General features: G+C 62.2%; 15 protein-coding genes. 7 read left to right on the top strand and 8 right to left on the bottom strand.

The window, feature by feature from the left end; translation table 11 throughout:
• Positions 1-32 precede the first annotated feature (32 nt).
• The 4 genes from AB4O05_RS15140 (at position 33) to AB4O05_RS15125 (ending at position 4735) form a co-directional block, all read left to right on the top strand.
• Positions 33-1310 carry an FAD-dependent oxidoreductase gene (locus AB4O05_RS15140; protein ID WP_460136805.1) on the top strand — a complete coding sequence of 426 codons (1278 nt, stop codon included), beginning with the start codon at positions 33-35 and terminating at the stop codon, positions 1308-1310.
• An 81-nt stretch (positions 1311-1391) separates the two neighbouring features.
• A complete protein-coding gene (locus AB4O05_RS15135; RefSeq protein WP_460136806.1) occupies positions 1392-2756 on the top strand; it encodes an MFS transporter in 1365 nt (454 codons plus the stop codon).
• 113 nt (positions 2757-2869) lie between these two features.
• Positions 2870-4099, top strand: coding sequence for an OprD family porin (locus AB4O05_RS15130; RefSeq protein ID WP_460136807.1), 1230 nt, complete (start codon positions 2870-2872; stop codon positions 4097-4099).
• A gap of 147 nt (positions 4100-4246) precedes the next feature.
• A complete protein-coding gene (locus AB4O05_RS15125) occupies positions 4247-4735 on the top strand; it encodes a MarR family winged helix-turn-helix transcriptional regulator (RefSeq protein ID WP_460136808.1) in 489 nt (162 codons plus the stop codon).
• 11 nt (positions 4736-4746) lie between these two features.
• Here AB4O05_RS15125 and AB4O05_RS15120 read toward each other — a convergent pair whose 3' ends face one another.
• A complete protein-coding gene (locus AB4O05_RS15120) occupies positions 4747-6072 on the bottom strand; it encodes an OprD family porin (RefSeq protein WP_460136809.1) in 1326 nt (441 codons plus the stop codon).
• Positions 6073-6379: 307 nt separating this feature from the next.
• Between AB4O05_RS15120 and mhpT the strand changes: the two genes are divergently transcribed.
• Positions 6380-7603, top strand: a complete 1224-nt coding sequence (gene mhpT / locus AB4O05_RS15115) for a 3-(3-hydroxy-phenyl)propionate transporter MhpT (RefSeq protein ID WP_460136810.1) — start codon at positions 6380-6382, stop codon at positions 7601-7603.
• Here mhpT and AB4O05_RS15110 read toward each other — a convergent pair.
• The 3 genes from AB4O05_RS15110 to AB4O05_RS15100 form a co-directional block, all read right to left on the bottom strand.
• A complete protein-coding gene (locus AB4O05_RS15110; protein WP_460136811.1) occupies positions 7600-8547 on the bottom strand; it encodes a SphA family protein in 948 nt (315 codons plus the stop codon). The genes mhpT and AB4O05_RS15110 overlap by 4 nt on opposite strands.
• Positions 8548-8626: 79 nt before the next feature.
• Positions 8627-9394 carry a coniferyl-alcohol dehydrogenase gene (locus AB4O05_RS15105; RefSeq protein WP_460136812.1) on the bottom strand — a complete coding sequence of 256 codons (768 nt, stop codon included), beginning with the start codon at positions 9392-9394 and terminating at the stop codon, positions 8627-8629.
• Between the two features lie 57 nt (positions 9395-9451).
• On the bottom strand, positions 9452-10927 hold the full coding sequence (locus AB4O05_RS15100; protein ID WP_460136813.1) for a benzaldehyde dehydrogenase: 1476 nt from the start codon (positions 10925-10927) through the stop codon (positions 9452-9454).
• A 271-nt stretch (positions 10928-11198) separates the two neighbouring features.
• Between AB4O05_RS15100 and AB4O05_RS15095 the strand changes: the two genes are divergently transcribed.
• Positions 11199-12953 (top strand): sigma 54-interacting transcriptional regulator, encoded by a 1755-nt coding sequence (locus AB4O05_RS15095; protein WP_460136814.1) that lies wholly within the window; start codon positions 11199-11201, stop codon positions 12951-12953.
• 118 nt (positions 12954-13071) lie between these two features.
• A complete protein-coding gene (locus tag AB4O05_RS15090) occupies positions 13072-13683 on the top strand; it encodes a TetR/AcrR family transcriptional regulator (RefSeq protein WP_460136815.1) in 612 nt (203 codons plus the stop codon).
• 525 nt (positions 13684-14208) lie between these two features.
• Here the strand turns inward: AB4O05_RS15090 and AB4O05_RS15085 are convergent.
• The 4 genes from AB4O05_RS15085 to AB4O05_RS15070 all read right to left on the bottom strand — a co-directional run bounded on the left by AB4O05_RS15085 (position 14209) and on the right by AB4O05_RS15070 (position 18758).
• A complete protein-coding gene (locus AB4O05_RS15085) occupies positions 14209-15312 on the bottom strand; it encodes a polyamine ABC transporter substrate-binding protein (RefSeq protein WP_460136816.1) in 1104 nt (367 codons plus the stop codon).
• Between the two features lie 39 nt (positions 15313-15351).
• A complete protein-coding gene (locus AB4O05_RS15080; RefSeq protein WP_460136817.1) occupies positions 15352-16689 on the bottom strand; it encodes an alginate export family protein in 1338 nt (445 codons plus the stop codon).
• Positions 16690-16806: 117 nt separating this feature from the next.
• Complete coding sequence (locus tag AB4O05_RS15075; RefSeq protein ID WP_460136818.1) at positions 16807-18069, bottom strand: serine hydrolase domain-containing protein; 1263 nt, start codon at positions 18067-18069, stop codon at positions 16807-16809.
• Between the two features lie 191 nt (positions 18070-18260).
• The gene (locus AB4O05_RS15070; protein WP_460136819.1) at positions 18261-18758 is read right to left on the bottom strand and encodes a flavin reductase; all 498 of its coding nucleotides are present in this window, start codon (positions 18756-18758) and stop codon (positions 18261-18263) included.
• Positions 18759-18762: the final 4 nt, after the last annotated feature.

The following is an 18762-nucleotide window of genomic DNA, read 5'->3' as shown; positions in this document are numbered from 1 at the left end:
ATCGCCCTTTTTTTCACGTCAAAGGTAGTTTTATGGCTCATGTTATTCGCACCGTACGCCGTACCAGCGCGCCCCCCGTCCAACACCTGCAGGCTGACGTTTGCATTGCCGGCGCCGGTATTTCCGGTATTTCCGCCGCCCTGGAGGCGGCCGCGCTCGGCAAGCGTGTCGTGCTGTTCGATGCCCTGCCGATGCTCGGCGGCCAGGCCGTGGGCTCGATCATCGGGACTTTTTGCGGCTTGTTCTCCAATGGTCCTAACCGCAGGTTACTGACCCATGGCATCGCCGACGGCATCCTTCGCGACCTGGGGGCCTCGGGAGACCTGCACCACTCCGTGGGCCCCTTGACCACCGTGGTTTACTACGACGAAGTCGCCCTGGGCCGCTGGATGGGCCAACAGGTGCTCAACGCGGGCATCACCGTGGTGCTCGGCGCGGTGTTACGCGATGTGGTGCGCGAAGGCTCGCGGGTCCAGCAGGTAGAATTGGCCACCCGCTACGGTGACGTGCGAGTGACGGCCGACGGGTTTATCGACGCCAGTGGCGACGCGGCACTGGCCTGGAACGCCGGGTTTGCCTGCCGCGAACCGGACACACCCATCTACGGCACACAAATGTTCGTGCTTGAGCATATCGATGAGGCCCACTTGCCGACCCGCGCGCAGTTCACCGCTCGCGTCAAGGAAAAAGCCAGGCACTACGGTATCGAGCGCGACGACGGCTTGTTCTTCCAATTCCCCGGACGCGGCACAGCGGCATTCAACATGACGCACATCGAAACGCCCCTGGACCCCGTCGCCGCCTCACACGTGGCCATCGCCGGGCGCCAACAGGTGGACCTGGTCATCAACTTTCTCAAAGCGGAGTATCCCGAGGCCTACGACAAGGCCAGGGTGCGGGCGTTGGCGCTGCCGGGCATTCGCCAGACCCGCTGGATCGTCGGACAGCACCACCTCACGACCGAAGAAGTGCGAGCGGCCACACTGTTCCCGGACGCGGTGGCGCGCACATCATGGCCGGTGGAATTGCACGGCAATACCAGCGGTTATCAATGGGAACCCTTTGGTGACGATCACATCCACAGCGTGCCTCTGCGCAGCATGCTGCCCGAAGGCAGTGACAACCTGGTGGTGGCCGGGCGCTGCATCGATGCGGACGCCGCCGCGCTGTCGAGCGTGCGTGTGATGGGGCCGTGTATCGCAATGGGGGCCGCCGCCGCCCATGCGCTGGATCTGGCGGGCCCGGACGGCCGCTTGAGTGATATACCCGCGCAGGTATTGCGCGAACGCCTGGCGTTCAATCTGGAATAGGTGTTCAAGCAGTTCGACGCGCCTGCCGTGGACACGGCGGCGCCACTCCAACAACAATAAAAAATGCACTGGAGAACGCACATGTCACAGTCCCGCACCCTGGACGTCGCGGCGCTTATAGAAGGCCGCAAACTGACACGTTTCAACTACGTGGTGATCCTGGTCTCGACCTTGATCACCTTCCTCGACGGCTTCGATCTGCTGGTGCTCTCGCACACCGCCTCCTACATTGCCGACGAGGTCGGCCTGGACAAAATCCAGTTGGGCGAAATCTTCTCCATCGGCCTGCTGGGGATGATGCTCGGCGGTTTTTTCTTTGGCTACCTGGGTGATCGTATCGGGCGACGCCCCACGATTCTGTTTTCCACCGCCGCGTTCGGGCTGTTGACATTGCTGTTTGTCATTGCCGACAGCTACGAATCGCTGATGGTCCTGCGCTTTTTCAACGGTTTTGCCCTGGGCGCGATGTTGCCACTGTGCTGGGCCTTGAACATTGAGTTCGTGCCCAAGCGTTATCGCTCCACGGTGGTGACCATCATCATGGTCGGATTCAGCCTCGGCAGCGCGATGGCCGGCCCGCTGACGGTCTGGCTGGCGCCCCACGTCGGTTGGCAGGGTGTGTTCGTGTTCGGCGGTGTGCTGACGCTGCTGTCCTGGGTCGTGTTGTTTTTCACCCTGCCCGAATCGGTTCGGTTCCTGGCCAGCAAACGTAAGAACCCGGAAAAAATCGCGTCAACGCTCAAACGCATGGACCCGCACCTGGATGTGCGCCCCGACGACCACTTCGTGCTGCTCGACGAGCCGGATATCGGACGCCAGGCATTCCGGGTCGGCCAGCTGTTCATCGGGCGTTTGAAGTGGATCACACCGATGATCTGGCTGGGCTACTCCGCCAGTTCCATGGCCATGTATTTCCTCGCGTCCTGGAGCCCGCTGGTCTATCAATACGCCGGGTTCGACCGTGCGACCGCTTCATGGGTCAGCTCGATCGCGTCGTTCAGCGGTGCGATGGCGGGCCTGGCGATGATGCGCTTCGTCGATACCCGTGGGCCCTACACGGTGATGATCTATCCGCTGCTGGCGTTGCCCTTCCTGCTGGTATTGGGCATCACCGGCATGCAGGGAACTGCGTTCCTGATGCTGAGCCTGGTCGGCGGCGTGTTCGTCAAAGGCTCTCACTACGGCATCCTCAGTATTGCCGGCGTGTTCTACCCCAGTGCGATCCGCGCCAATGGCGCAGGCTGGGCCACGTCCATCGCCAAGATCGGCTCGATTCTCGGCCCGTTGCTGGGCGCCTATGTCCTTAACAGCGGGCTGCCGGTGGTGAAGAGTTTCCTGGTCCTGGCGATCTGCCCCGCCGTGCTGGCCGCCTGTGCGTTTGTCATCGGGCACCTGACTCGCGGCCACGCCGCGTCGGGCCCACTACCCGCCACGTCAGAAACCTGAACATGCGCTGTTGACCCACCGCGTTTGAACAAGAGCCACCCTACCGCGTCGTCATCGGCGCGGTCAGGCAACGCTCGCCCTGAATAATCTTACTTATCCTGAGACCAATAAAAATGAACAGGAATCTTTCCTTCGCCGCAGCCCTGTTGCTGTGCGGCCAAGTGACCTGCGCCCATGCGGACTTCTTCCAAGGCAGCAGCGCGACGCTGACAACGCGCAACTTTTATCTGAATCGCGACTTCCGCCAACGCGGTGCCCCGCAGGCCAAGGCCGAGGAATGGACCCAAGGCTTCATCGCCGAATTCCAGTCCGGCTACACCGACGGGCCCCTTGGCTTCGGACTCGATGCCTTGGGGGAACTGGGGATCAAGCTCGACTCCGGCCCTGGCCGTCGCGGCACAGGGCTGTTGCCCTATGGGCCCGACAGCAACCAACCGGCAGACGACTACAGCGAACTGGGGCTGACCGCGAAAATGCGCCTGTCCAAGACCCAGCTCAAGGTGGGAACCCTGATGCCGACTCATCCGCTGGCCTATTACAGCGATACTCGCCTGCTGCCCTCGACCTTCACCGGCGCCTACCTGACGTCCAGCGAGATCGACAACCTGACCGTCACCGCGGCAAGGCTGACCAAGGCCAACGGCCGCGACTCCTCCAGCAATGACGACATCGGCTATGCCGGCCAAAGCAGTGATCACCTTGACCTGCTCGGCGGCGAATACACCGTTGGCAAACAGCTGACCCTGCGCTACCACCAGGGCGAGCTGCAGGACATCTACCGTCAGCAGTTCGCCGGCCTGATACACGTATTACCCCTGGGCCAGGGTGTCAGCCTGCGTTCCGACCTGCGCTATTTCGACAGCACTGACATTGGCGCCGGAAAAGCCGGAAAAATCGACAACCGCAACCTCAACGGCATGTTCACCCTGACCGTCGGCGCCCAGCGCTTCGCCATGGCGTTCCAGCGTCTGTGGGGCGAGAGCGCGTTTCCGGTCATCGACACCGGCACACCTTATGTGGCGAACCTGGTGACCTACAACCCCTTCACCAAGGCCCATGAAAAGTCCTGGCAGCTGCGCTACGAGTATGACTTCGCGGCACTCGGCCTGCCCGGTCTGACATTTATGACCCGCTACGTGAAAGGCAGCGATATACACACACGCACCGTCAGCGACGGCAGCGAATGGGAACGTGACACCGACCTGACTTACGTGTTTCAGAGCGGTGCGCTGGAAGGTCTTAACCTGCGTTGGCGCAACGTGACCTTCCGCTCCGGCAATGGCCTGACCCAGGACCTCGACGAGAACCGCCTGATCGTGGCTTACACCTGGAAACTGTGGTGAGCCCGGCCCACTGGCCCCCGCTCGCCTTTGAGCCCTTCGCCGCCTGACAGTGAAGCTGCGCAGCGCAAGGATGCGCTAGCCAGCGACCGACAATCCCGGCAAGCTAGTTAGCTTTGTTAACTTGATTCGTTCGAGGATCCCCTTTTAATGACCACGCGTTCCCCCATCGCCAACGCGAGTAAAGTGCTCCCCGAAGGCAGCGACGCACCGCCGCCAGTGGATTCGGCGCTGGATGACCTGATCGGCTATGCCATGCGCCGCGCACAGTTGAAGCTGTTCCAGAACCTGATCGGCCGGTTGTCGGACCACGACCTGCGCCCTGCGCAGTTCTCGGCCCTGGCAATCATCGAACAGAACCCCGGCCTGATGCAGGCCGACCTGGCCCGCGCCCTGGCCATCGAGCCACCCCAGGTGGTGCCGCTGTTGAACAAGCTGGAAAGTCGCGCGCTGGCGGTGCGGGTGCGGTGCAAACCGGACAAGCGCTCCTACGGGATCTTCCTCAGCAGGACCGGCGAGACCTTGCTCAAGGAACTCAAGGCCATCGCCGCGCAGAGCGACCAGGACGCTACCGCAGCCCTGGACGTCGACGAACGTGCAGAGCTGCTGCGCTTGCTCAAGAAGGTGTATCAGGACTGACCGCGCGTGGCCTACCAGAGGGCCACGGTGTAGAGCACCAGGAAACGGGTCTGGTTTTCATCGCGGAACGCCGCGCCGCCGGGGAAGTCATTGCGGTAGATCGACTTGCGCGCCATCAGCCCGACGTTCTTCAACGGGCCGCTCTGAATCACGTAGCCCAGTTCCATCTGGAATTCGCGCTCCTTGCGGTCCTCGGCATTGAAGGCCGCCAGTTCGATGTTGTCGCCGCGCACATAGCGCAGCCGACCCTTCAGGCCCGGCACACCCGATGCCGCAAAATCATAGTCGTAGATCGCCTGCCAGGTGCGCTCCTTGGCATTGAGAAAGTCCGAACTCATGGTCAGTTCGCTCATGCCCATCAGCTCGGTCCCGGAGATGTACGGCGTGGCCGTTGCCCCGCTTGAATGCATATAGCCCAGGCTGACTCGGTGGCCACCCAAACGGTAGCCAAACAACGCCGAGAGGTTGCGGTTATCGACATTGCCGGCCTTGGCGCTGCCATCCTCGCGGCTGAAGAAACTGCGCAGGTCACTGGTGAGCACGCCATCGCCCACCGGCAGGTTGTGCAGCAATGCCAGGGTGTCCTGCTGGTAGAGGTCCGCCACCTGGGCATGATAGGCGCGCAGGCTGAGGTCTTTGTTGACCTGGTAATCACCGCCCACATACGCCAGGTGCGAGGTGGTGGCGGTGGCGTTGAAACGCCGGTTGGGCGAAGCAATGGTCATGGCCTGGTAGTCGGTGGAGTCGCGCTTGTTGATACGGTCGATATAGCCGGTGTTGAGGGTCAGGCCATCGATGTCCTTGGAGCTCAAGGTGGTGCCGCGAAAGGTTTGCGGCAGCAGGCGCGACGGGCTGGCGAAGGCGAACGGCAGGAAGATCGACACGTCGCCGGTCTTCACCGTGGTTTGGGCAAAGCGCAGCTTGGCGGTGGGGGCCAGGCGTGAATACTCATCGGCGGCACGCTTGTCGCTGGCCGACACCGGCAACAACTCGGTGCCGCTGCGGTCTGGCGACGAGTCGAGCTTGAGCCCCATCAAGCCGCGCACATCCAGGCCAACGCCCACCGGCCCTGGGGTGAACCCCGATTCCAGGTTGACGATGATGCCCTGGGCCCACTCCCGCGCGGCGGTCTTGGCGCCGTCGTCCTTGTAGTCACGGTCCAGGTAGTAATTGCGCAAGGTCAAGGTGCCGTGGCTGTCATCGATAAACCCCGCCGCCCACAGTGGAGCAGGCAATAGGCTCAAGGCCAGCAATGTCGTGAGCAGGCGTGGAGTGTTGTGCGGCGCACAGGAGACCGGCGCAGCCGCAATGGCGCCCTCCATAGGGAGTTCTGGCATGTTCGATGTCCATTTTTGTTGTTGTTTTTGGGGGTGGCACACGCTCGGCCCCTGGGGCTTTGCGAGCAAAGAATGGAAACAGCCGAGGGCGCTCGTCAACTGCAAATGATCGATAATCGAACATTAATAAAACTAACTATTTTTCATCCGATCATGGGTAAGCATTAAAACTCGTTGTTTTTATTCAATTTATTCTTATTTCACGACCACTTTTATCAACGATTCATTTTTTAGTTATCTTTGTTATCTTAATCGCCAGCAGCCATCCGAGCTCGCCATCACAACAAGAACAACAATGAGGTTTGCCATGGACAGTCCATCGCGTCGTTCGACGCTGACTATTGCGTTGTGCTTTATCGTTGCGCTGATCGAAGGCTTCGATCTGCAAGCCGCCGGCACCGCCGCTGCGGGGTTGCGCCAGAGTTTTGCCCTGGATCCGAAAATGCTCGGCTGGGTATTCAGCGTCGGCATCATTGGCCTGCTGCCGGGGGCGTTCTTCGGCGGCTGGGTCGCCGACCGCATCGGGCGCAAGAAAATCCTGGTAATGGCCGTGCTGCTGTTCGGAGTGTTTTCCCTGAGCACTGCCTTTGTCGACAGCTACTCGAGCCTGTTGCTGGTGCGCTTCCTGACCGGCCTGGGCCTGGGCGCCGCGCTGCCCAACCTGATCGCCCTGTGCGCCGAAGCCGTGAGCGAACGCAAGCGCGGCACCGCCATCAGTGTCATGTACTGCGGTGTGCCGCTGGGTGGCGCACTGGCGGCAGTGGTGGCGATGTTTTCCAGCGAGCACTGGCAGACCACCTTTATCATCGGCGGCCTGGCGCCCTTGCTGGCCGTGCCGTTGATGATCCTGCTGCTGCCTGAGTCCAGCGCCTTTCGCCAACAGCTCGACACTACGCCCGGCGCGCGCGCCTCTACCCGCCAGGCACTGTTCGGCGACGGTCGCGCCCGCACCACGCTGGCCTTGTGGCTCAGCTACTTCTTCACCCTGACCGTGATGTACATGCTGCTCAACTGGCTGCCGTCGTTGCTGCTGGCGCAAGGTTTCAGCAAGCCCCAGGCGGGCATGGTGCAGATGCTGTTCAATATCGGCGGTGCGCTGGGTTCGCTGCTCGGCGGCGTGCTGCTGGACCGTTGCAATGCGCTCAAAGTGGTGCTGTTCGTGTATGCCGGGTTGCTGGCCGCGCTGGCCGGTGTTGGTCTGTCGGTGGGCATCGTGCCCATGGCCATTGCGGGCTTTGCCGCCGGTTTGTTCGTGATGGCTGCGCAGTTGGTGCTGTATGCCAGCGCCCCACCCGCCTACCCCACCGCTGTGCGCGCCACCGGTGTAGGAGCGGCCGTGGCTATCGGGCGATTGGGTTCGGTGGCCGGGCCGCTGGCAGCCGGGCAACTGCTCGCGGCGGGCGCCGGCACCAGCGGCGTGCTGCTGGCGACCTCCCCCGGAGTCGTGATCGCCGCCCTCACCATCATCAGCGTGATGGTGCGTGCGGCGCCACAGAACCTGCCGGGGGCTGCCCGGCAGACCAACGCCTAGAACTTGTGCAGCCAATTGAGTACCAGCTTGTCGCCCTCGGTGCGGTTTTGCGCCTGCTGCTCGAAGTAGGCGTTCACCGACAGCACGTCCTCCTTGCTGAACGCGTAGACCAGGCCTGGGCCAATGGCCCAGACCTTTTCTCGACGCCCGCTCACCGCGTGCCCGTCGACCTGGGTGTCGGTGATCTGCTTCAACCAGTAGCCGTTCAAGCCCACACTCAGTTGTTGGTTCACGGCATATTGCAGCGTCAGGTTGGCGTGCAACGCCTGGCCGGCCTGGGTGTTGGAGACATCACCGAAACCGGCCGCCGGCTCATTGTTCTTGCCATTCCATAGGTACATGAAACGCCCGCTCGCCGACCACGTGGGGCTGAACCAGTAGGTGGCCGCGTAATACGGATTGAATGACCAGAAGTTGCTGCCGGGGTTGATCGAGCGCTTGCGGTCATAGGCGCCCACCGGCACCGAGATATCGGCTTCGACACGTTGGGTCAGCAGCGGGCTGCCGTCAGCGCGGCTCAAAGTCGGCAGTTGCAGGAAAGGCCCGACGACCACATCGCCAAACCCCGCGCGGGAACTCAACGCCGCATTGTTCAAACCGTCATCGACATCCGCATGGGCCAGCGATGTATTGATCAGGGTAAAGCCCGGCATCGCGCCGTTGGCCAGAGGTTGGCCGACATAGATGATCTGCGTGGTCGGCGCCACCACGTCCACGTCCTGCCTGGGCAGCGCGAGCTTGTTGCCGTGGGCATCGTTGAAGCGACTGGCCCGGGAGTACGTCAGGTATTCCTCCAGGTACCAACCGGGGCCGGCGGGTGCCGGTGAGCCGTCGTAGAAACTGGTGCTGCCCAGGTTGAGTCCGGGCAAGTCGTAAGCGTGTGCAGTCGATGACAGTGCGACAAAAGTGGTAGCCGCAACCGTCCGCAAGATAGGCTTGAGCATCTTGTGTGTCCTGTATTTTTGTTGTTGTTCAAGACCCCCGGCGCGGCGGATCCGCACCGGGGCTTAACGCGGTGCCCCGCTACACGTAGGTGGCCGCCAACCCACCGTCCACGGGCAGGTTGACGCCGTTGACCCAGCGCGCCGCGTCCGAGCAGAAGAAGGCAATCACTGCCGCCACCTCATCGGCCAGTGCCGGACGGGTCATGCGCTGACTGTCCTGGGCCACCCGCTCCGGGCCGAGCATACTGACGAAGTCACCGAGGATCGGCGTGAACACCGGCCCCGGCGCGACGCAGTTGATGCGCACACCGTGATCGCGAAACCAGGCCTGGGATTGCGCAAAGCTCCAGACAATCAGCGCCTCCTTGAAGTACTGGTAACAGGTAGCCTGTTCGACCGGATGATCCTTGAGCCATTGCTGCCCGGCGCGGTAGCTGTCCGTGGCCGCCAACGCCTTGTGCTGCGCCAGCCGTTGCGGCCATTGCGCGCCGAGGATCGAGGCGACATTGACGATGCTGCCGCCCGCCGGCATGCGCGGCAGCAGCGCTTGAGTGAGATGGCGCAGCCCCAGGTAATTGACCTCTGCCACCGCTTGCACCGGCGCCGTGCCGGGTACGCCGGCAATGTTGCAGAGCGCATCGACCCGCGCCGGCAGACGCGCGACCAAGGCATCGATGCTGACCGGGTCGCCCAGGTCAGCCTGGAAGAAACCGTCCAGGGTCAACTGCGGTTCATGGCGATCGACACCGATGACCGTGGCGCCCTGGAAGCGCGCAAGCCGTGCCAATTCGGCGCCAATGCCTGAGGCGACGCCGGTGACGACCAGGGTTTTGTTATGCAGGTTCATGTTCAAGCCCTCTTATTTTTGTATAGGCGTGGGTGCATCAAAACAGCGAGCCGGGGCTCAGAAAGGGTACGTCGGCGCGGTGTTTTTCACGGTGACCCACTGCCACTGGGTGTACTCGTCCCAGTCGGCCGGCCCGCCAACACTGCCGCCATTGCCGGAAGCACCGCGCCCACCGAAGGGGTTGATGCATTCGTCGGCCACGGTCTGGTCGTTGATGTGCAACAGGCCGCAGTCAAGCCGCTCGCCAATGGCCATGGCGCGCCCCACCGACGGCGAGATAACGGCGGCCGACAGCCCGTATTCGGTGCGGTTGGCCAGCTCAATGGCCTCCTCGTCCGTGGCAAAGCTGACCACCGTGGCCACCGGACCGAACATTTCTTCCTCGAAAGCGCGCATGCCCGGCCGCACGCCACTGAGGACGGTGGGCTGGTAGAACAACCGGTCATATTCACCGCCCGCCTCCAGGCGCGCGCCGGCCTGCACGCTGTCGCTGACGATCTGGTGCACGTGCTGCAATTGCCGTTGGTTGATCAGCGGACCGAGCGCAGCTTCACCGCGGGCGGCATTGCCCACGGTCAGGGCTCGAGCCTTGTCCACCAGCTTGCGTGTGAGGCTGGCGGCAATGGACTCATGCACCAGAATCAACCCGGTGGCCATGCAGATTTGCCCCTGGTGCAGCCAGGCGCCCCAGGCGGCATTGCTCGCGGCCAGGTCGAGGTCGGCGTCTTCGAGAATGATCAGCGGGTTCTTGCCACCCAGTTCCAGCGCGACTTTTTTCAGGTGGCGCCCGGCCGTCTCGGCGACTTTGCGCCCCGCCGCCGTGGAGCCGGTGAACGCAATCATGCGCACATTGGGATCGCAGCACAGTGCCTCGCCGGCCGCTGCGGCACCGGGCAACACCTGCAACAGGCCCTTGGGCAGACCAGCCTCCTCGAACAACCGGGCGATGAGGAACCCACCGCTGACCGGCGTTTGCGGATCAGGCTTGAGCACCACCGCATTGCCCGCAGCCAGGGCCGGCGCCACCGAACGCATCGACAGCACCAATGGGAAGTTGAACGGCGAAATCACCCCGACCACGCCATGGGGCTGGCGCCGCGCATAGGACAGCCGCCCCGCCTCACTGGGCAGCACCAGCCCATGGGGTTGCGACAACAGCCCCGCCGCCTGATGCAGCAGCACGATGGCCTCGCGCACTTCGTGTTCGCCTTTGAACAACGCCGCCCCGGTTTCCCGGGCAACATACAGCGCCAGTTCGGCGAACGACCGCTGGGCCACGTCCGCGGCCTTACGAAACACTTCGGCGCGCTGCCGTGGGCCGAGCGCGGCCCAGGCCGGCTGAGCCAGCGCCGCACTGCGGCTGGCGCCAGCGATGTCGGCCGGACTGGCCATGGCGCAGCGCATCAGGGGCTCGCCGGTGGCCGGTTCGATCACGGGGCTCACACCCCCCGAGGCGGGGACCCAATCGCCGTTGAACAGGCATTCGGACGCAATGGCCCGCTGTAACAGGTGGGTGGTTTCAGACACTGACATGGCAACTCCCGGTTCTTGTAATTGTCATCGTCCGCACAGTGTGCAAACGCCGCATCAAGCCTTGAGCAAAGGCTGTGCCGTTTTGTACGCGCCGGCCCTTGCATCCAGCGTCGAAGGCTCTAGACCGGGGCCTGCTTCACACCGCCCAGGCACACACCGCCCAGCGGCGGCAAAAACCGGATCCCTGCCACTTGTTCAATTGATAAGGTTATGTTTAATAACTATCTCAGCCGTTACTCATATCGATCATTCGCTTTGCAGGGGCATAACAATGACCAATCCCCACAGCGCTGTGCCTGAACATCCGACGGCCACTGCGCCCTATCATCCGCGCGGCGACAGCCGCCAACTCAGCGACAACAGTTCGCCGACGCCTGCGGAACTGACCGACTGCCTGTTCTTTTCTCCCGAAGACGGACGCATCTGGCTCAATGACCAGCGCATGCTGTTGCTGCACAGTTCCGCCTTCGGTGCCCTGCGCGGGGAAGTCATCGAACGTCTCGGCCTGGAGCAGGCGCGCGGTCTGTTCACGCGCACCGGTTACGCTTCCGGCCTGCGGGACGCTCGCTTGATCCGGGAACGCTGGCCCCAGGCCGATGCCGCTGCGGTGTTTCGCGCCGGCACGCACCTGCACACCCTGGAAGGCATGACCAAGGTGGAACCGCTGCACTTCAAATTCGATGCCGACTCGGGGTTCTATGAAGGCGAGTTTCTCTGGCACCACTCGTGCGAGGCCGATGAACATGTGAGCGCCTACGGGATCGGCCAGGACCCGGTGTGCTGGACTGAAACGGGCTACGCCATCGGTTTCGTCAGTGGCCTGTTCGGGCAAATGGTGATTTTCCGTGAAGTGCAATGTCGAGGCATGGGCCACAGCAGTTGTCGGGTGGTGGGCAAGACGGCCGAGCAATGGGGTGACGTCGAACAGGACCTGCGCTACCTGAATGTGTTGCAGCCCGGCACCAGCCCCGCCGCCGCCGCCCCCACCCCGCCGCTCAGTGGTGGTGCGCGGCTCGACCAGCCGCAACCGTTGATTGGCGCCAGCGCCGCCTTCAACGCCGCGACCCAAGCCCTGCAACGCGTCGCGCTGACCCCGGCCACGGTGCTAATCAGCGGTGAGTCCGGGGTCGGCAAGGAGATGTTTGCCCGCCAGTTGCATCAGCTCAGCCCGCGCCGCGACAACCCGTTCGTGGCCCTCAATTGCGCGGCCATCCCCGACAACCTGATCGAGGCCGAACTCTTTGGGGTCGAGCGCGGCGCGTATACCGGCGCGACCCACTCGCGCGCCGGGCGTTTCGAGCGCGCCCAGGGCGGCACACTGTTTCTGGATGAAATCACCAGCCTCAGCCTGGCCGGGCAAAGCAAACTATTGCGGGCCTTGCAGGAACGCGAGATCGAACGGGTCGGTGGCGTACGCGGCATCAAGGTGGACGTACGGGTGGTGGCCGCCACCAATATCGATCTGCGCAAAGCCGTGGCGGACGGCACCTTTCGCGAAGACCTGTTCTACCGGCTGAATGTCTACCCTATCGCCCTGCCGCCCCTGCGCGAGCGCCGCGATGACATCCCGCTGTTGATCAATGCGTTCCTCACCCGCTTCTGCCAGGAATATGCACGCACGCCGGCGGGCTTGACCATGCGCGCGCTGAAGGTGCTGCTGCGTTACGACTTCGCGGGCAATGTGCGCGAACTGCAGAACCTGATCGAGCGCGGTCTGATCGCCAGCGATGAAGGCCAGGCCATCGACCTGGTGCACCTGTTTCGCAACGAAGCCCTGCCCGCCGATCCCTACAGCCTGGATGACCACGGCAGCCTGTCAAACAGCGGCCCGGTCGCGTGCCCCGCACTGCTGGACACCCTTGGCCAATTGGACCAGGGGTTTTCCATCGAAGGCCTTGAATCACGTCTGATCAACGAAGCACTGCAACGCAACGCCGGCAACCTGGCCGCCGCAGCCAGACTGGTAGGGCTTAGCCGCGCGCAGTTTGCCTACCGCTTGAAGAAACATCAGCGGCAGACCCGCTGAGTTGGCGAACACAATCGCCGGCCTGGCAATCAATGCTTTAAAAGTTTTACCCAATTAAGTATTTTGCTGGGGTAACGGGCGACAAGCGCCCTCTTCTTCCTCGTGACAAGGACCCCCCGTGAGCGGACTGCGTGAACGTCAGAAAGCCGAACGACGGCAAGCCATCAGCCAGGCGGCCATCGAGCTGTTCGAGCGCCAGGGCTTCCAGAACACCACCATCGAGCAGATCGCCAGCCAGGCCGGCGTATCGCCGCCCACCGTGTTCAAGTACTTCGGCAACAAGCAGGAAATCATCCTGGAAATCCTGCACCACGCCGACCAACGCGCCATCACCGACACCCGCCGCCTGATCAAGGACATCGAGGACCCGGTCGACGCGATGTGCCATTTGGAGCGACTGCTAACCGGTTACGCCCTGGAAGTCATGCACCCCAGCCTCTGGCGCGAACTGCTGCCGTTGATCCTGTTCGGCGGCAGCAACGAACTGCCCGCAGGCTACCGGGCCATGAACGATGCGCTCAGGGCCGAAATCAGCCAACTGCTCAGGGAACTGCAACAGGCCGGCAAACTGCGCCCGCAACTGGATGTGGAACTGGCCGCGTTCCTGTTGAACGACTACTCACACCTGCAACTGTTCCGGCTGGTAAACCAGGAGCAACCGGATATCGAGGCGCACTCCTTGCAGGTCAGGCGTATCACTGAGCTGTTGTTTTATGGCATGCAGGCCTGACAGACCGAAGTGCCTGCATCGCAGCATAGGTATCTACACAAAGGTGTAACCACGATGCGAAGCGAGCCGCTCTTGATCTTGCTTTTGATCTCAGACGCCCCGTTAACCACGCTGGCCGTAATCCGATATTGATTTGGGGGGTAAACCGGCAGGGATGCCGGTTTAGCCGCCCCGCGCCATGGATGGCGCGTGGCGGCGGCCCCCCAAATCAATGTCGGATTACGGGCACACCGAGCCTGGGCGAGGTGCCAAGTGGTGGGGCAAGACCTTTGGTTACTTTTGGGGCGTTTGCCAAAAGTGACCCGCTGTAAGAGCGGAACCCTAAGTCGCCGTTACCGCAGCAATGGATATGTACTCATTCCACTCCAACATCCTGGTCGGCCCAGATGCCGCCATCGGGAGCAAACTCTCACAGAAAAGCAAAAACAGTTCTGCTTTTGCTTTTCTTTTGATCTGAGGCGCCCGTCAAACACGCTGGCCGAACGCAGGCTTTGGAGCGTGCCACCCCGCACCGGGCCACACTGATCAGCGGTTGGTCTTGATGGCGGTCCAGGTACGGTTGCGGATGCGATCCACTGCGGCTGGTACCGGTTCCAGGGCGAACAGGGTCTTGCGTGCTTCATCCGGCACATACATGTTGGGGTTGTTGCGGATACTGGCATCCACCAGCGCGGTGGCGTCCTTGTTCGGGTTGGGGTAGCCGATTTTGTTGCTGATGCGGGCGATCACGTCCGGGCGCAGGATGTAATTGATAAACACATGGGCCTCCGACAGGTCGGGGGCATTGGCCGGTATCATCATCACGTCCGACCACATCGGTGCCCCTTCCTTGGGCAGTGCCATCTCGACGTGGACGCCCTTGCCGGCGGCGTCCGCCAATCGTGTGGCCAGTGCCACCCCACCCGACCAACCCACACCGATACAGATATCGCCATTGGCCAGGTCCATGCCATAGCGCGACGAGTTGAAGTAGGTGACGTAAGGGCGAATCTTCATCATCAAGGCCTGGGCCTGCGGATAGTCCTCGCGTTTCTGGCTGTTGGGGTCAAGGCCCTTGTAGTGCAAGGCAATGGGCAGGATCTCGTTGCCGGCGTCGAGAAAGCCCACTCCGCAACTGGCGAGCTTGGCAATGTTTTCTTCCTTGAAGATGATGTCCCAACTGTTCATCGGCACATCGGGCCCCAGGGCTTTGCGCACCTTGTCGACGTTGTAGCCGATCAACGTGGTGCCCCACAGGTAAGGCGCGGCGTAGCGATTGCCGGTGTCCCCCACCTTTTCCAGCGACTGCATGAACTGCGGGTCCAGGTGCTGCCAGTTCGGCAACTGTTTGCGGTCCAGGGGCTGGACGGCACCGGCCGTGATCAAGTGCCCCAGGTTGGCGGTGCCCGGAAACACCACGTCATACCCGGAGTTGCCCGTCAGGAGTTTGGACTCCATGGTTTCGGAACTGTCGAACACATCGTAAATCGGGCGAATGCCGGTTTCTTCCTGGAAGCTCTTGAGCACTTCCGGCGGCAGGTATTCGATCCAGTTGTAGATGCGAACAGTGCGCTCTTCGGCCAGGCAAACCCCGCTGAGCACCAACGAAGCCAGGGTGCCCAGCAAGGTGTTACGCAAAAAACTATTCATGATAAAACACTCCAGCGCGGCCGCGATGGCTCGCAGCACTTAATAGCGATAGGTGAAATACAGTTCCAACGCACTGAACTTCTGGTCGTTGCCGAACACTTGCTTGGCGGCGGCCAGTGGCTTGACCCAGTTATAGGACAGCGACGTATAGAACGACGGCGTGGGCGTCCAGTCGAGGAATATCACGCTCTCATCGGCAAAACGCCGGTCGCTGACCGCCGCGCCCATGTAGTTTTTCTCATCCAGCCAGAACTGGTAGTGAATCGCGCCGAGGGTCAGGGTCTCGTTGAGGTGGGTCTTGAGTGAGAACTGCTGGACATTTTCGTTGCTGTTGAACAGCAGGTAGTTGCCGACCACGTCGCCGACGAGCCATGTGCTCCAGTCGACGAAACCCTTGCTCAACGGGTCCCAGGCTTTCTGGCGGTTGTCGGCCAGGTTGTCGTCGCCGGAAAAGCTCGCGTAGCGATAGCCGATGACAGGCGTCAGCGGCAGCGTGCTGAAGGCGTAGTCCGCCTGACCATACCAAGCCTCGGCATCGTAATCGACACCCTCGCCACTACCTCGCTCCAGCGCGTATTCGGCGTTGAGGGTCAGTGCAGGCACGCCCGGCACCTTGGCGTTGAGCGCCCTCACGTTGTACACCAGCATCCCGTCCCGCCGACGCGGCAGTGTGCTGCCTTTGGGGCCCAGGGCGTTGACCTTCATGGCCATGGCACCCAGGGTTACCTGGTCGTCGAGGTTGTAATCGAGGTTGACACCGGTCATACGGAAGTCGCCCAGATCATCATCGGTGCGCAAAGTGAACGCCTGCGACTTCAGCGCGCCATGGTTCCAGGCCAGGACCGCCGAATCCTTGAAGGCGGTTCGAGGGCCCAGCCAGTAGGCCCCATCCTTGAACTGGTCGAGGTTACCGTCCATGACGATGAACCCGGTACCGATCATGTAGTTCTGGCGGCCTGCGGTGAACGTCCATTCGCCGCTGCGAAAACCACCGTAGAGTTCTTCGGCGGCGACCTTGCCGTCGGAGCTGCGGGTGAAGCCGCCCGCATCGCCATCGCCGAACGTGGTGGCGGCCACCAGGGAACCGCCGGCCAGCAGGCTGAAATCGGGTTGCAACGTGTAGTCGAGCTTGACGCCCGGCTTGACGTAGAACTCTTGCCAGCCAATGCGGCTGCCGCCGTTCTTGCCGTTGCGCCCATCGACACGACCGCTGCCGAAGTTGACGCCACGGGTGGAGAGCGTCGCACCGCCCATCGTGAGGTTGACTTCACCCTTGAGGTTACCGTCCTCAAAGGTGTAGCCCGCCAACGCGACATGGGTGGTCAAGGGCAAGCCGACCGCTAGGAACGCTTGAGAGAATCGCTTGGTGAACACCATGAAAAGCTCCTGTGGAATTATTGTTGTTACAGGGCAGTCAACGGCGACGCAACGCGCCGCCAACACCTGGCCAGGGCCAGGTGAATAGAACGCAGGACTCTTATTGTTGGGCGTGTGTCAGTGGCTCAGGTGGTCGGCAATCGCGCGCAGCATGCGCACGCTGTCGGCATCGAACGGGCCGACCGCCTCAGTCAATGACGATTGCTTGACGATCACCACGCCGGACGGCTTGTCGATGAACAGGTACTGGCCGTGGATCCCGCCGGCCATCAGGGCTTGGCTGTGGTCGTTGAACACGTACCACTGGCTTCGATAGGACGCACCCGGCGTCCAGCTGGCGAACTCGGTATTTTGCGCGTAGATCGCCGGATCGGACCCGGCGGCGATACGGGCCACGGTCTGCGGCGACAGCAGCTCAACCCCCTCGTGGCGCCCGTCATTGGCCAGCAGGCGGCCGAAACGCGCCATGTCTCTCAAGGTGGCACTGAAACCCGCCCCGGCCACATTGCGCCCCCAGGGGTCGGCCATGAAATAGCCGTCGCGGTCGCACCCCAAACGCTCCCAGATCGCCTCCAGCATCTGGCTGCACGCCTTGCCCGAGGCACGCTCCATGACCCAGGCCAAGGCTTCGGTGGTGGCGGTCACGTAATGGAAAAAGCCGCCGTGACTGCCGCGCTTCTGGAGCGACGGCAAGTACTGGTACAAGGATTCGAACTGCGCGTATTGCGCCGGTGCCGGTTGAAAGCCGCAGGCATAACCGTACTGCGAGCTCTCTGAGGCCGGATCGTCGTACACCTCGCTGTAGTTGATGCCGACCGCCATATCAAACAACTGGCGCACCGTCGCATCACCAAACGCACTGCCCGCCAACTCGGGCACGTAGTAGGCAGCGGGCAACTCCGGCTTGAGCATCCCTTGGGTCACCAGTTGTTCGCCCAGGGTTCCGATCAGCGACTTGGTCACCGAGAACATGATGTGGCGGTCACTGGCGCGCTGCCCGTTGAAGTAACGCTCAAACAGGACGGTGTCGCCCTGCATCACGATAAAGGCGTCGGTCTGGCTGGCGACAAGGTGGTCGCTGACGCTGATGCTCAACCCGCACTCGCTGTTGAAATGCACCGCATCCAGTGCTGTCGGAGCCTCCTTGAGCGGCCCCGCAGACGCTGCGCCTGCTTGCACATCGATGGTGGGACGCAGGCGCGCCAGGTTGCGAAACCCCCATTGACTGAAGGGCGGGCTCATCCAATTGCTCCACGTGACCCGGTGTTTCGGTTCTGCCGGGAAGCCCTGCATAAGGACCGGCGCCAAGCGCGGCTCGGATAAGGACTCGGCAGTCTGGACATAAAGACTGGCGAGTGACGGCGTGATTTTCTGACCCATGGCATAACCCTGGAAATGACTCTGCGTTCGAGCAGATGCGCAGCAATCATTAACCAGCAAATATTCTTTAGTCAATAAAATATTTTACAGACATCAACAATGCTCAGCCATCGATCAGTCCGCCCAACGACAACGGATGAGCATGCTTCAATCCTCTATGCACACACGCCTGGCAATCGTCGCCCGTGCTGTCAGCAGGCTTTCGACGCCTGGCCCAGACGGTGGTAGGCGCGGTTGAAATACACCAGCCCTTCGTCGGCGCCGCTCTGGCGAATGGTCTGGATCTCGCAGTAGAAAATACTGTGGGACCCCACCTCGTGTACCTGCGCGATACGGCAGTCGAAATTCACCAGCGCTTCAAGCATCACCGGCGCACCGCTTTCGAGCGTGGTCCACTCGGTGACAGCAAAGCGTTCATCCATTGTCAGCGTGCGGTCGGCGAAGGCACCGGACAGGTGCTGATGATCACCACACAAGGTGTTCACACACACCGAGCCGTTGCGCTTGAAATGCTCGTTGGAATGGGAAGACCGGTTCATGCACACCAACAGCGTGGGCGGTGAATCGGTCACGCTGCACACCGCCGAGGCGGTAAAGCCGAACCGCCCCGCCACGCCATCGGTGGTGATGACCGACACAGCACCGCCCAGCATGGCCATTGCATTGCGAAAGCTGCCTACGTCTACCATGGTC

It is taken from the genome of Pseudomonas sp. S1_G07, from assembly GCF_054668565.1.
The sequence above is the reverse complement of the archived record's forward strand: the minus strand, read 5'-3'. Positions and strand labels throughout refer to the sequence as shown.